Genomic DNA, 15,606 nt, shown 5'->3' with positions numbered 1-15,606 from the left:
TTTTACTTTCCGGGTTTCCAATCCAGTACCTGTACCTGGGTTGGCAAATGATCAGCTTTTCCTTCGCCATCTATCTGGGTAACATTTTGCAGAAATAGGCTCAATATATTTTTTGTTTTCCAAAGTTCGGTATCATAAGTCGGCTCCCAATCGCCCATGCCGGTTTGGGTAAGATCCTTAATTGTCCATTTTTCTGACCCAAGGGAATTATTTATAGCAATTGATGCCTTATTATGGCGTTCGGCATCTCTAAACAATAAACCTGCGGCGTCATGTTTACCATTTGACCAAACAATAATCTGTGGTCTCGAAATCGGAATCTGCTTGGTACCGGTGCCGCTCAGGCTAAACGATGTTTTTCTAAAATTCAGATTACTTACCCTCCAGTTGGCATCGGTTTTAAAAACGAGGTGATACTGAGGTCCTGTTTCATTCACTCCGCGCCAGTAACCAGCAATAAATACCTTACCCTTTGCATCGGCAAACATGGATGTTTGATTAATCAGCTCGCTTTTCTGCGGAATTTTTACGGTATATTCTGCATTTGTTGCCGTAATGGGAAGCGTATATTTTTCGCCTGTAGATTTTAACCAGGTGACACCGCCATCGGTTGATTTGGCATAACATAAATCGTGGTTACTGGCCACGTCCGGACTTTCGCGCCAAACCCATGATAAGTGAATGGTTCCGGCTTGATCGACAGCTACCTGCCAATAGGCATTTCGTTGTCCTTCACCATCAATCATCCCATCCTGTATACGCGTCCATTTCTTGGTTTTCAAGCGATAACGATTAATCATCAAATTTCCGTTTCCAGAACCTCCGTCACGGTAAAAAAACAAAAGATCGCCATTAGCTAATTTGTAAAACTCCGGATAACTCACTTTATTTTCCTTTACAGAAAGCATATCTTCCTTACTCCCCAACGCCAGCGAACCTGCCGAAGTAGATTTGGCGTAGTTTAACTTATTATTGTGTTGTCCCCAAGCCATGTGCAGGAAACCATCGCCATCTACCATAATACTAATCGATTTATGTGCGTCGGTAGCATCGCCTTTATAAGGTGTGGTCACCACTTTCCATTGAGTGGAGCCAATTTTGCGCTTAGCCAATACTATATTTTGTTCGTAATCGTAATAAGCCGCATACTGGCTATCCCTAAAGCTAACTAAAGCATTTTTACGAAAAATAACTGTATTTACCGAGTTGTTTGCCCAGCCATTACTGGCAATAGTACTCAATCGTATTTCTTGCGCAGCGCCCAACATACTGATGCTGATGAACGCATAGGTTAGAAACATACTTTTAATTAGGGACTGATACATTATAAATTACACTGCTCTTATCGTTTGGTAAAAGCCCGAAGTACCGAAATTTTTAATTTTTAAACGGGGGGCTAAATCATACTTTGCAGGGGGCGTTTTAAGCTAAACACCCTTTAAAGTATAAAATAGCGTAACTTTTATGTTGTTCCATTGATATTATAATATTTATGAAAACTTTTGCGGTGTTTCTTTATAAACTCTGACGGCGTTAATTTAAACAGCTTTTGAAACTGCTCTCTAAAATATTTACTATCATTTATGCCCACTCTAAAGGCAGCTTCGTTAATATTTAAATTGGTATTAATTAATAATTCAGCAGCCTTTCTTAACCTGATAAAACGGATAAAACCATTTATGGATTGGCCTGAGGTTGCTTTGATCTTTTTGTAGAGATTAGAATGACTCATTCCAAGATCAGATGCGAGGGTTTTTACATTGAAACTATCTTCCATTAAATTTTCTTCGATAATTGTGATGCATTTTTGAAGAAAGCCCTTATCTTCTTGTGATACTTTATGGGCATCACTTTTTAACGTTATTTCATTGTAAAAATAAGACTGAAGATTGGTCCTGTTTTTAATGATGCCTTTAATTTTGGCTGTAAAAAGTTCTTTATCGAATGGTTTACCGATAAAATCGTAGGCACCAACTTCAATTCCTTTCAGTTTTACTTCAGCACTAGGATCACCAGTGAGCAAAATTACCGGAATATGGTTTAGGGCCGAATCGTCTTTTATTGCCTTACAAAGCTCAATACCGTTAAGACCATGCATATTTACATCAGATATCACAATGTCTGGCAAATATTCTTTACAAATTTTTAATCCTTCCACGCCGTTTTCGGCCTTATAAATTTTAAAGTTATCCTGAAAAATCTGCTTGATGTAATCTATAATTTCAGGATTATCGTCAACAACCAAAATAGAGTGCAGATCTGAAATGAGCAATTCGAGGTTACCTACGTTATCGGTATCATTATTTTCTGCTTCTTCCTCTTGAGCAATCAGCTCATTTACATAAGTTAATTCGTTTTGCAAAACACCGCTGTGTTGCAAAGTTGGCTCTCCAACCGGAATATCGATTAAAAATATGGTTCCCGAACCCTGGTTGGAACGAAACGAAATTTTACCTTGATGCAATTCTACAAAGTTTTTGGCCAGGTAAAGACCGATACCGAAACCCATTTTTAGTGATTCGTTAGACATGACCTTATAAAATTTGTCGAACAATTTTTCACCCACATGTTTAGGTATGCCAGGGCCACTATCGCTCACTTCGACATGCACCCGCATGCCTATTGTTTTAACACTAAATTTTACAAAACCGCCTTTTGGGGTAAATTTAAGGGCGTTAGAGAGCAGGTTAAAAAAAACTATTTCAAGTTTATCTTTATCTGCGTAAATATCAAGTTCTTCTTCTTCGCATTCAAAACTATATTCGATATGGTTCTGCTTGGCCAGATAATTAAAGCACAGGAAAATCTCTTTTGCAAATTTGCACAGGTTGATCTTTACAATTTTTAAAGTATCATTCTCACTTTCAGTTTTTCTAAACAGCAATAACTGATCTACCAGGCTTAGTAAACGCCTTGAATTGCGGTAGACTACGCTTAAATCGTTCTTTTCTTGTCCTGGTTCTTTTTTGTTGATAATATCTTTAATCGGATTAACGATTAAGGTTAGGGGTGTTCTTAGCTCGTGAGAAATATTGGTAAAGAAATTCAGCTTTTTCTCATTCAGATCTTTTTCACGCTCCATTTTAAAGTTGGTAAGCTCTACTTCGTGTTTTAACCTTCTCTGCCGGTTACGATAAGTTTGAAAAAGATAAAACAGGGAAGAGCCTGTAATGAGGTAAAGCGTGTAGGCCCACCACGTACGGTACCAGGGCGGTAAAATTTTAATTAATACGATTTTTTCGTTGTTGCTCCAGGCGCCCTCGGTATCGGTACTTTTAATATGCAGTTTATATTCGCCTTCACTTAACCTTGAATAATAAGCCGTACTTAATTTATTGACAAAATTCCAGTCTTTATCCCAGCCCTCCATATAATAGGCATACGAAATCTGGTCCTGAAAAGAGAATTCTATGGCTGCGTAGTCAACAGAAATTACTGCAGCACTAAATGGAATTTCTATATCGGTTAAATTAACGATAGAGATATCGTTATAAGTCGAATCCTGATCAAGGGAAATATTATTGATTCTAAAATCTGTCAGCACTATTTTAGGTATCCTTCTTTTTTTCTTTATATTTTCGGGAGAAAACAGGTTAAAACCACCAATCCCACCAAATAATAAATCTCCATTGGTAAGCTTTAATGCTGCATTATAGTTGAATTGATTGCTTTGTAACCCATCAGTAGCATAGTAGTTTTTAAAGTTATGCTGTTTAACATCAAATTTAGACAGGCCATTGTAAGTACTACACCACAAATTGCCTTGATTATCCTGAAGAATATTGAGTATTGAATTGCCTGGTAATCCATCACGCTGGATGTATCGTTTTATCTTTTTGGTTTCCGGATCAAAAAGCAATAAGCCTCCACCTTCTGTGCCGATCCAGATCTGATGATCCGATCCTTCCTGGATGGCCCTGATGGCAAAGTTGATCTTAGTATACCGGTGTTTTTTATGGATTGGATCAATTTCGATCAGTTCTGTGTAATTTCCTGCCCAATGCCTGCCTTTCGAATCCTGGAACAAAGTATGAATATCCTTTAGTTTAGGGTCAAAAAGCTCGAACTTATCAATGCTTTTATTGTAACGGTATAACGCACCGCCTTTTGTGGTGCCTACCCATATATTTTGCTGTTTATCTTGATAAAGCTTCCAGATGTTAATGTCATCAACCCCGGTAAAGGTATTATAACAGTTATAATGAACAAATTTACCTGTTGCTTTATTAAAACGGTCTATCCCTCCGCTAAAACTGGCCACCCAAACATTGTGGTCTGCATCATTTAAAATACTCGTAACAAAATTACTCGTTAAGGAGTGTGGATCGCTGGTTTTAGTATAATTAGTAAATATATCTTGCTTTCGGTTCCAAACACTTAAGCCACCTCCATCAGTACCGATCCATATGTTTTTATTCTCATCTTCACTAAAGGAAAGCACAAAGTTGTTAATTAATGAATTCTTATTTAAAGGATCATTTTTAATCGTGGTAAATTGTTCATTTTCCGGATCAATGATATTAACTCCACCGCGTAAAGTTGCAATCCACTTTCTGGATTCACCATCTTCGTAAACCTGCGCAACAGAATTACTGCTGAGCAAGCGTTTTTCTTTTCCCGCAGAGAGATAATCTGTTTTATTATTTTTTGTGTCGTAAATAGTAATTCCTCCGCCATCAGTCGAAATCCAGAGTTTTTGTTTTCTATCCAGCAACAAACTCATAATATTTTCATCACTTAAATGCTGGTTAAACTTGATGAGGCTACCTTTTACTTTATCCAACTGAAACAGGCCTCGTTCTGTACCCACCCAAAGCATCTGATCTGTACCCTTTGAAATACAGGTTACGGAGCGTATTGCATTGGTTACCAAACGGAGAATATTTTTATCATGATCATACCGGCAAAGGCCAATATCTTTTATAAAAAGCCAAAGGATTTGATCTTTATCGAGATACAAGGCTTTTACCGTAAAATCGAAATTTTTGCCAAAAGGAATCCGTTTTGCTGCACTACTATCCTTTTCAAGCATGAACAAGCCTTTTTCTTCAGTGGCTACATAAACTACTGAAGTTTGACTGACAGCAATGGAGTTAACGGCATAACTGATCTCATTTTTCCTGCCCTTATCCAGGTACAGCAGGTGATGAAATTTTGAATCGGCATAATCATAATATGAAACTCCCTTTTGCGTACCCACCCATACCTTGTTTTTCTTATCTCCGGTTAGTACAGTAATATGGTTATTTATCAATGAATGTTCATCGCCCCATCCATTTCTAAAAACTTTAAAGTGATAGCCATCATAGCGGTTTAATCCATCATAGGTACCCATCCACATAAAACCATAATGATCTAAATACAAAGAATTTACCACATTGTTAGACAGGCCGTTTTCTACCCCCAGGTAGGTAAGTGGAATAGCCGAAGGTTGTGCAAAACAAATACCTGCAGCCATCCATAAAATAAGGATAAAGCAGGTAGCTTTTTTTTGTAGAAGAAACATAGAGAAAACAGTACTGTGCTATTATTTGGTATGGAACGAATATACATATTTCTTAACACTCTATTAACAGCCATGATTTAGGATTATACAGCTAAAAGCGCAAGATTTCTACTACATTAATACAGGTGTATTTAGGTTACCTGATGGTTTTGTTTTTCGATAATCAAATAATAAAAGTACTTTTCAAAGATCTGTAGATTTAAAATTTCTTCACATCAGAATGACCAAGATTTTTTGCAGGATTAACTTCATCACGAATAAGTTGCTTTAACTCTTTGATTTCAGGAAAACGTTGCATCAGTTTTCGGTCGAAAATTAGCTTGGCACCAACGTGAACAGTAAAAGCGCCTGAAGTTTCACTTGGTATTAACGTTACGCCCTTTACCTCATCTATAAAAGTGGTTAAAATTTCTTGTGCCATGTAGGCCGAACGTAACATCCAGCCACATTTAGGGCAATACGTGATATTAACAAGCGGTTTTTCCATTTCTATTTTTTTTACAAGGGTACAAAAACAGAACAATAACTGAATAATTATTCAACTACTTTATTTTGAGGGAAATTTAAATGATGTATGCGTAATTTGTTAATAATACCCGTTTCTGATGTATTGTTTAACTTATCCTCTATATCGCGTGTAATATTGTTCATACTCTGCGCTGATAAAACCCAGTTCATCGGTACTTTTTTTTCTTCAGGGGTTAGCGGTTCATCGATAGGCAAACCAATACTATCTCTATTTAAAAACTGCTTCAATTGAAATCTGCTTATCTTACTATTTCCGGATCTGGTGTGGGTTAATGCATTTAAAATTTCGATAAACTCATTACCAAACCTGATATTGGGTGTGGTTTTATCTTCTTCGCTAAAAAGCAGTGTAATCACTATTGGAGTAATCTGATTAAAGTATGGTGATCTACTTTTTAATAGTTGAAGCACTTCTAACATGGAAGCACTGCCTGTATTTTCAACATAACCTCCATCCAGATAATGCAAACGTGGATTGCCATTTAAACCACCAACTTTTGCAGCCGGAGAAAACAAAGGAAAACGGGTACTAAAATTTATTGCTGTACTATAATTTAGATCATTTACCTTTTCTGCCAGTAAATCCCGTTGATTTTTTAATGCGAGGCTATCGGGTACAAGATTGCTCACCCAACATTGCAATCCTGTTTCAACTTCTGTGGTATTAATGATGAACAATGGTTGATTTGGCTTTATCTTTCCAGAAGCAAAACTGCTGGAAAATACATTCTCTTGGTTGTGATTGATTAATGATTGATAGGATTGTTCCCAGGATTTCTCAAGGGCAATTGATCTATCGAATAACTTAATATGTATGGGTAAAAACAAGTTCAGAAAATCACCGAAAAGCATTTTACCAATTATGGGTGATAGTGTATCATGCTGGAAAAATTGTTTAGATAACTCAACTGATGTTTTAGATGAGACCTGTACATTATTTTCGAAAGTTAACGCATTATAAAGGCCTAAACCAACGGCACCGCCTGATACGCCTGAAATGGCGAATATTGATCTTTTAAAATCAATATTTTGTTCTTTTTCCAGTTTTGCACTTAAACTGGATAAGAATAAACTGGTATAAGCCCCGGTGCGTAATGCGCCACCTTCGGCACAAATAAAAACAACAGGGTATTTTTTTTGCTGGTCTTCCTTATCTTTCTGCTTGTCAATATCCGCTTTATAATTCATAAACCACCTGTTAAAATGATCGACAACAGTTTCGCGTGTTTTAGTTTTATGCGCTGTCATTCGTACAGGATGATCCTGATTATAGAAAGAGCAGATGATCAAAATAATGACCAATAGAAAACGGACAGAAATTTTCCAGTTTCTGAGCAAAGATTTATCTAAATAAAGCAGTCCGGCGTAAATACCAGTATAACACGCAAAGGCAAAACAGATTAATGCTGGAGCTCCAATCCATGAAAACACAGGCCACCATCCAGGAATAAATGCTATTAACAGGAATAATAGAAATGAAACTCCGGCAAATAGTTTAATCTGGCGATGTAAGCCGTTATAAAATGATGCAGGAATCTGATAAGTCCACTTATAAAGTTCACCTCTTCCTTTTAATAATTTCTCGCTGTCAATGAGCTTAAATTCAGCAGGTACAATACGTGTTTCGATCAGTACTTTTGGATTTTGAGGAAAACTCGCTGTAAAATCCATAGTCGATTTTGTAAAATAATCTGAAAAATGCTGCAATTCTTCTTTATAGCCTTTTTGAAAACTAGATGCCTTTGGTAGCGTATAAATGAAATCCTGATAGATACCATATAACTTCCTTAGGTATTGTTGTTCGCGGTCGGGTAAGGATCGTTCTCCCAGTTTTGTTTTTAAATAAACCCCGGCGCTTGCTTTACCCGATTTGCGGAAGTATAAATTGGACAAAAAAGACATTAACCAATAAATCAGGATAAAGCAGGTACCAAAACATAAAAACCGTGGTACTTTCTCCATATAAGTGGCGCTGAGCATGCACCAAAACATGCTCACAAAAACAATAAATGATGGCCACAACAAAAAAGCTGCAGCCAGTAATTTTTGAACGGTTTTTCGCCAGGCCACCCGATCATCACTCAGGTTTTTACCCGAATTATCAGAGATATAAATCGCATAACGTACACTAATTTCCGATACCATGCTCCAGGCTGCAATACCCAATAGTAAAAAAAAGATTGGCCAAAAGTTAAAGGCAGATAAGTTTTCTACTACGAGTAAAAGTGTATCCCTGCCCTGAGGCAATAACAGAAAGATAAATCCAATTAAAAATGCGGGCAAAATAACAAAACCAATGCTGGAGGCTACCGAAATAAAATCGTGAAACAATGTTCTTACCGTTAAACGTTTAAAGCTGAAACGGATTTCAAATATTCCTTTTTCAAAGGCGGGAACGAAACTTCCTAAAATGGCATTAATGTAACTTTTCATATGTCGTTAATCTGTTTTAAAGATTAAAATGTCTTTATATTAATCTAACCGATAAATAAATTATCAATTATCATAACCAGTAAGCATTTTTCATTCAGTTTGCAATAAAAACGAACAAATTACCAATTCACCCATCTCCATATCTGCTGGTTCCAAAACCAAAGAGCAAGTTTAGTGCAATCAAGTTTCCATATTTAGTTACGGTACCATCAAAGTTCCGGCCGAATGAGAAAATAATTTTTTGATTGTCGGCCAGTGCATAATCGGCATTGCCCCCCTTGCTGGCGCACGCGTGCCGCGTGTGCATTTTACCTTACCCCAACTCTTGCAATTCTATCAATCCAATATACCGCTGCAAAACTTACAAAATACAAACCTTCTTTATTGTAGAATTTATATTTAAGGCACATTTATTCTATAGAATATTGTCAACAATAAAAACTTATTTCTCTATATCATATTTACTCGTTGCTAGATATCATTCAACATACAGGGATAGACTTTAGCTATGTTCAATAATATCATCGATTAAATATATGAAATAGAATGTTTTAATATGAGATTTAGCCACCTGGTATCCGTAAAAATATCTTAAAATTAAAAAGACCGCGAAAATGGCGGTATTTTAAAATTTTGCAGCTTTTATTCTCACACGCGGCACGCGTCCGCCAGCGAGGGTACTTTGAGGTCGTATGAAATCGATAAACTTATCTTTTCTTTTGCCTGTCAGGCCTGAAAATGATATAAAAAACGAAAATTCCTGCCAACAAAAAAACTATGCCTAAAATCAAATTCGCTCTATCATCCATGCTAAAGTAACACCATCCGGATCAAATAGTTCTGGTAAAAAACAAGAGATGGATTATTCCTGTAATAAGGAAGATGATGTACGTTGAAATTATCGTGCTTAATATCAGAATGAAAAGATTAAATACATCCCGTTTTACCATCTTGCGATACTAAGATAAACCACCACTAATCAGCTCAATAAAAGACACGTTTCTGTGATCTTGATCAAAAAATACCGACCTAAAATTTTGAGTTTAACCGGAGTTGAAGCAGTATTGTAGCTGTGTTTATTTCCCTTTGCGCTTTTTTCTTTTTTGCCACCAGATTATAAAACCTGTTACAGGCAAACTCGCTGCAACCAATGCCGCTAAAAGTGAAAGAATTTTATTTGGAAGACCAAATAGCCTACCGGTGTGCAGATCATAATTGGTGGCCTCTATCAAATCGGCTCCGTTATAATCTTTGTACAGTTTGGTCCTGATCAGGCTCCCGGTAGCTTCCTCATAAAAAAAAGTATTCTGTTTGCGTGCCCAACGGTACGGATAAATCATCCTCAACCTTAATTCGCCTTTGCCCCGAAGTGAAAGACTAGTGGAAATCGCACCAGGATATTTGATTTTGGCTTCGGTATAAATTTTATCATAACGTAAAGGCAAGGGATCGATATGGGTCGGTTTGGCCGAAACGATCGCTTTGCCCTGCCCCAACTTACTCCCGGTGAAAAAGCTGGCCGCATTTTTTACTTCTTTGAAGGCGAAGTACAAACCACTTAAAGCGGTAATCAAGAGCACAAAAGATGCGTAAAAACCCAATACATTATGCAAATCATAATTCAGCCGTTTAAATGAGGCTTTTCTTTTAATGGTGAGCGATTGTTTTAACAGCCGCATTTGGCCCGGAAACCAGAGGATCAGTCCGGTGATGAGCATCAGCACAAAAATAACTACCGACCACTGGATGATCAACTTCCCTGTTTTACCCAACAACAGCGAAATATGAATATGCTCTACCACCTGTAGCCAGTCTTCACCACCTTTTTTTACTAATGTAGCATTATAAGGGTTAAAATAGTAGACTTTCCCCTTTTTACTGGTCAGTTCTACCGTTGCATTTGGCTTGGCATCTTCAACCCTGATCAGCCTTAACTCATCTTTAGGCGAAAGCTTTTCAAATCCCGAAATCACTTTATCTAAACCTACAAAAACCTTCTTTTGAAGACTTACGTAGCGGAAATCTTTTTGAGTAAAATCCCTGATCTCTTCTTCAAAAATATACAGTGCACCGGTAATACTAATGATAAATACCACCAGGCCGGTTGCCAGGCCGAGCCAGAGGTGGATATTCCTGATGGTATTTTTAAATTTCCTGTTTTTCATTGCTTAAAAAGCGTAACCCAGCGATAAGTTAAACCGGCGCCCGTTACCACGCACATAATTTACATTGCTGCCATAAAACTGAGAAATAGCCGGATAATAAACTTTATTTAGCAAATTTTCTATTCCCAATGATAATTTTAGCGGCAGTGTAACCTGGTATACTGCTGCAACGTTAAATAAGTTGAACGCTTTTACCGGTCCCTCGCCAATTAAATATTTACCCGCAGCGTTGGTTTTAAAACGGTCGCGGTTTCCTACGCGCATCCAGTTCACATCCAAACTTAAGTTTTTAATGCCTGAATATTTCAAATAAACAGTAGTTTTTGATGGCGGGATACGCGTGGTGTTCAAATACACATCTTTTTCTCCATTAAAATTACCGTCATTATCTACATCTCCTTTTCCTTCTACCTGCGCATAGTTACCACCAATGCTCAACTCTTTTAGTAATTGATAATCAGCCTGAATTTCAAAGCCATATACACGCTCAGGGATCCGTTGAGAAATATAAGTACCATTTACTTCTAACAGATTGGCACCCAGTTTAGAAGTACTGTAGTAATAAGCTGCACTAAAATTCAGTTTATCTATACTACTGCTAAAACCGGCCTCATAATTATTGACGATGATGGGTTTGGTTTCCAGTTGCGATAAAGTATTGCTTTTTGCCGCTCTTAACACCCTTCCTAACTCAAATACCGAAAAAGACTGTGCGTAACTGATAAAAGGATTGAAAAATTTGAATTTTGAATAACGTACACCTGCATTAAATACTAAAGCGTTATAGTTTAATTTGCCGCCCTGTACCGCTATACTTCCCGCACCGTTTGCACCGGTAGCCAGGGTATTAAAATCGTCTACATCGATGTTAATGTTTTCTACCCTTAGCCCCCCTTTTATGGTTAAATCATTAATTAAAGTTGCTGAGGCCTGTAAATAAGGTGCAAAGTTTACCATATTCATATCTGGCACCCATAAACGCCCATCAGTTAAGCTTTGAGCCGTTTTATCGTTCATTAAATCCAAACCATAGTTCAATTGCATCGGTACCTGAGCGGTTAAATTAAAGGGTGTGTTCAGGCTTACCCTTGCCCCCTTTTTGGTAGAGGTAATAGCCGACTGTCCGCCACCGAAAAATGATGCTGAATTGGAATAAATGGTATAAAAATCCTGATAATAGATGTTGGCTGTTAAATCGGTTTTACCAAAAATCTGCTGATTGGTATATTGTAAATTGGCATTATGGTTAAACCTTGTTCCTTCCTCTTCACCCAATCTCTTACCATAAACACCAATAGCCGGCGATTGACCGTAAACACCTTCTTTGGTGATATATTTAGAGTGTTGTCTGGAGCTGAAATAATTATACATCACCTGCAAACGCTGTTTTGGCGTAAAGTTATACCCTAATTTTACAAAACCATTGTAAGATCTGGTTTCACCCAAACCATATTCAGGTGAAATAACCAAACCTTCAGCATCGCGGAAAACACCGGTTTTTTCGAACATTCCACTCACCAGGTAATCTAACTTACCTGTTTTACCATAAAGCTGCTGCGAAAAACGGTAACCAATGGTACTATCCCCTTTTAAGTTCCCTGTAATCCCGGCTTGAGTATAACCGCCAAATGGTTTCCCCTGGTCGGCCTTTTTTGTAATGTAGTTGATTAAACCACCTTCTGCACCATTACCATAAATGGCAGTGGCACCTTTAATTACTTCAACACGTTCGATAACAGAGGGATCTATACTGCGGATATCCCTTCCTCCTGCGCGTAATGGCGTTGATTGCGGAATACCATCAATTAATACCAAAACACTTCTCCCACGCAAAGTCTGACCAGAATTACCGGTCTGATTGGTTGAAAAACCTAATCCAGGTACACTATACGAAAGTATATTAGCCAAATTCGGACTAATGGTTGATTGGGTATTTAATTCTTTAGCGGTAAGCACCGTAACCGATGAGGGTGTTTGAGATAACGATTCAGGCCTTCTGCTTGCCGAAACAATTACATCATTTAATCCTTCAGCCTGTTCTTTTAAAACAAATGTGACCGAGATTGTATCATTTGCCACAACCGACACCGCCTGTTCAAGCAGATCGTAACCCGTAACCGAAACTTTAATCTGCTGATTTCCAACAGGAACAGCATTTAACTTAAACGCACCTGTTTTGTCAGAAGTGGTTTTAAGGTTCTGTTTTTTAACCTGTATATTGGCGAAAGGGATACCGTTACCCAGTGAGTCTACAATTTTTCCACTAATGGTTCCTTTGTCTGCTTGTGCAAATAAAGTAATTGCAGACAGCACCAAAAGCGCTGTGGCTAAAAATCTTTGATAAAAATGTCTCATGCTGATCTGAAAATTTCGGCAAAGCTAACATTATTTAGACTCGTTAAAAATAATAATTCAAAAAACATCGCTAATTGGCGTTTAATCATGCATCTTTTTAAAACAAATAAGGCATAAGCGTTAATTTATTTGATATTTGTGAAAAAACGTTTTGATAAATAAACATGTCTGAAACAAAGATTACCTATGCACTGATTACCGGAGCCAGCAAAGGTATTGGCAAATCGATGGCCATTGCACTGGCCAAAAGAAAAATAAATCTTTTGCTGATTTCCCGCTCGGCTGATGAGTTAGCTGTTTTACAAATTGCCATTAAAAACGAATATGGAGTTGAAGTACATATCCTGGCAATTGATCTTAGCCAGTCTCAAGCCGCTAAAGCCGTGCATAACTGGGTAAAAGCAAAAAATTATGCCGTCCAAATTCTGATTAACAATGCCGGATATGGATTGTGGGGAAAATTTGCAGAACTGGACTTAAGTGCCCAGTTAGAAATGTGTCAGTTAAATATGGCCACAGTAACTGCATTGTGCCATTTATTCGTTCCGGTTCTGTCCACACAAAAAAAAGCATATATTCTGAATGTAGGCAGCACTGCAGCCTATCAGGCGGTACCAACTTTAGCCATTTATTCGGCAACTAAAGCCTTCATTTTATCTTTTACCAGGGCATTAAGATTCGAACTTAAAGATGGTCCGGTTTCAGTAAGCTGCCTGAGCCCTGGACCTGTTGATACAGGTTTTGCACACCGCGCCGGACTGGACGCTTTTAACAAAATGGCCGAGAAATTTAACATGAAACCCGATGACGTGGCCGAAATTGCTATTAAAGGATTGTTCGCGGGGAAATCTGAAATTATTCCAGGCTTTACCAATATCATCAGTGTATATGCCAACAGGATTCTGCCAAAGGGATTTATCGAAAAAATGGCCGCAGGGATTTATAAAACTTAGTTCCATGTATAGTCAGATGTTTCCATCTGATTAATCGTATACCTCATTCCCTAAATTATCCTGTTTGATGTATGAATGTCGGATGGAAACATCCAACACCACGGGTATGATATCAAAATTGATTTGGAAATGAACAGTTCCGTGTGCTTGGCATTTTTAGTCCCGCATTCCATTACAAGTCCGCACTCGTTCCTCGTTTACGGGCTTTTCATTACATTCGGGTTTAAGAACAAAGGTTCGTGCACTATGCAACCCTAAAAATGAAATATTGTTTAGGCCATTTAGCCCCGGGTGTAGCGATACCCTGCAGCAAGGAGGCACGACGAAGCGAAGCGTAAAGCGAAACACGGGAATAAAGTACCCTATTACGTCTACAATTGCGCTCCAAATAATAAAAGATCAATTCAATTAAAAATGAATCTGTAACGTACCGGATAGAAACATCCGACCCCCCCCGAGATTGCAGTCAGATATTTCCATCTGACTGATTAGCAGAATTACAATAAATACGGCTCCAGTAGCCATTATTCTCACATCTCTATCCTACCACAGCTGCTTCCAAAAATATATTTCAAATAAATTTCTTTGAAATATTAAAAATATGTTAGGTTTGTATTAAATACTACTAAATCTATAGATTATGTATAATAAAACAGTTTTGTTTTATTTTTTTTCAGTACTGAACCACTCGCGAATGCGAATGTACTGTTGCTGCGCATAACTCTATCTCCAAATTTATCCTTTTCCTAAATCTTTTAAATTTTTACACATGGCCGCATCGTATCCAACCTTTATCTTATCTGAACAATTAACACCAGAACAGCTTGATTTTTTTAACACCCATGGCTTTATCCATTTCAAGAATTTTATCAAATCCGAAACAGTTTCTTCTATTATTGAGGCATCAAAACAGGTTGAAAAAAAATGGATAGAACAAAGTATCAAAAAAATAAATGGCGTACCTATCAAATATGGAAAAGATCTTGATGGTTCGGCAATAGTACAACGATTTGCTTTTATAAACCAACAGCACCAAACTTTAAGCGGACTGTTATTAGACCCACGTTTTAATGCCCTGCTGCAATTGGCCGGTGATGGTGCACGCCTGGGCACAGAAGAAAAAGACGGCATGGTATTTAACCATTACATCAATGGTCCTGAAAGCAAATTCAGCAAAATGGGCTGGCATACAGATGGTTTAAGGGATATTTTCTACGGAACAAAACTCAATCCGATGTTGAACGTAGGGATCCACCTGAGTACCTTAAAGCCTGAAAATGGCGGGTTGAAAATTATCCCGGGTACCCATAAACAAAGTATATACCAGATGCTTTTCCGCAAAAAATATTTTCTCGATAATAAACCCGATGCAGAAGAGGTATCGATATTGCCTGAGGCTGGTGATTTAACCATTCATGACGGAAGGCTTTGGCACCGGGTGGCAGAATCGTCGGTTCGTGGCGAGGAAAGCAGGAGACGTGTAATCTATATTCCGATTATTGCGGGTAAATATGCACCCAAAGATGAAAATAGTCCAACCGTTTTCTACCAGCGCTTTGCAGGCATTGTTAAATAGCGTATGTTATTGGTGTTGGTGATTAGCTACCTGGTCAGATCAGGGAAGCTAAAAAGGCTGAGTGCCTTTTCAAAAGGCATTCAAAAGAGA

General features: G+C 37.8%; 8 protein-coding genes. 2 read left to right on the top strand and 6 right to left on the bottom strand.

What is annotated here, in order from left to right:
• Positions 1-2: 2 nt before the first annotated feature.
• The 6 genes from ABEG20_RS05790 to ABEG20_RS05765 all read right to left on the bottom strand — a co-directional run bounded on the left by ABEG20_RS05790 (position 3) and on the right by ABEG20_RS05765 (position 12,987).
• Entirely contained in the window at positions 3-1,301 is a 1,299-nt protein-coding gene (locus ABEG20_RS05790; protein WP_406826440.1) for a BNR repeat-containing protein, read from the bottom strand.
• Between the two features lie 161 nt (positions 1,302-1,462).
• Positions 1,463-5,506 carry a two-component regulator propeller domain-containing protein gene (locus ABEG20_RS05785; protein WP_406826439.1) on the bottom strand — a complete coding sequence of 1,348 codons (4,044 nt, stop codon included), beginning with the start codon at positions 5,504-5,506 and terminating at the stop codon, positions 1,463-1,465.
• Between the two features lie 199 nt (positions 5,507-5,705).
• Positions 5,706-5,993 (bottom strand): SelT/SelW/SelH family protein, encoded by a 288-nt coding sequence (locus ABEG20_RS05780; RefSeq protein ID WP_406826438.1) that lies wholly within the window; start codon positions 5,991-5,993, stop codon positions 5,706-5,708.
• 47 nt (positions 5,994-6,040) lie between these two features.
• Positions 6,041-8,467 carry a hypothetical protein gene (locus ABEG20_RS05775; protein ID WP_406826437.1) on the bottom strand — a complete coding sequence of 809 codons (2,427 nt, stop codon included), beginning with the start codon at positions 8,465-8,467 and terminating at the stop codon, positions 6,041-6,043.
• 1,076 nt (positions 8,468-9,543) lie between these two features.
• Positions 9,544-10,632, bottom strand: a complete 1,089-nt coding sequence (locus tag ABEG20_RS05770; RefSeq protein ID WP_406826436.1) for a PepSY-associated TM helix domain-containing protein — start codon at positions 10,630-10,632, stop codon at positions 9,544-9,546.
• 3 nt (positions 10,633-10,635) lie between these two features.
• Positions 10,636-12,987: a TonB-dependent receptor gene (locus ABEG20_RS05765; RefSeq protein ID WP_406826435.1), complete on the bottom strand. Its 2,352-nt coding sequence runs from the start codon at positions 12,985-12,987 to the stop codon at positions 10,636-10,638.
• 164 nt (positions 12,988-13,151) lie between these two features.
• Here ABEG20_RS05765 and ABEG20_RS05760 point away from each other — a divergent pair, with 164 nt between their 5' ends.
• Both ABEG20_RS05760 and ABEG20_RS05755 read left to right on the top strand, forming a co-directional pair.
• Entirely contained in the window at positions 13,152-13,940 is a 789-nt protein-coding gene (locus ABEG20_RS05760) for an SDR family NAD(P)-dependent oxidoreductase (RefSeq protein ID WP_406826434.1), read from the top strand.
• 769 nt (positions 13,941-14,709) lie between these two features.
• The gene (locus ABEG20_RS05755) at positions 14,710-15,516 is read left to right on the top strand and encodes a phytanoyl-CoA dioxygenase family protein (protein ID WP_406826433.1); all 807 of its coding nucleotides are present in this window, start codon (positions 14,710-14,712) and stop codon (positions 15,514-15,516) included.
• The last annotated feature ends 90 nt before the right edge of the window (positions 15,517-15,606 follow it).

It is taken from the genome of Pedobacter sp. KACC 23697, from assembly GCF_045348445.1.
GTDB lineage: Bacteria > Bacteroidota > Bacteroidia > Sphingobacteriales > Sphingobacteriaceae > Pedobacter.
The sequence above is the reverse complement of the archived record's forward strand: the minus strand, read 5'-3'. Positions and strand labels throughout refer to the sequence as shown.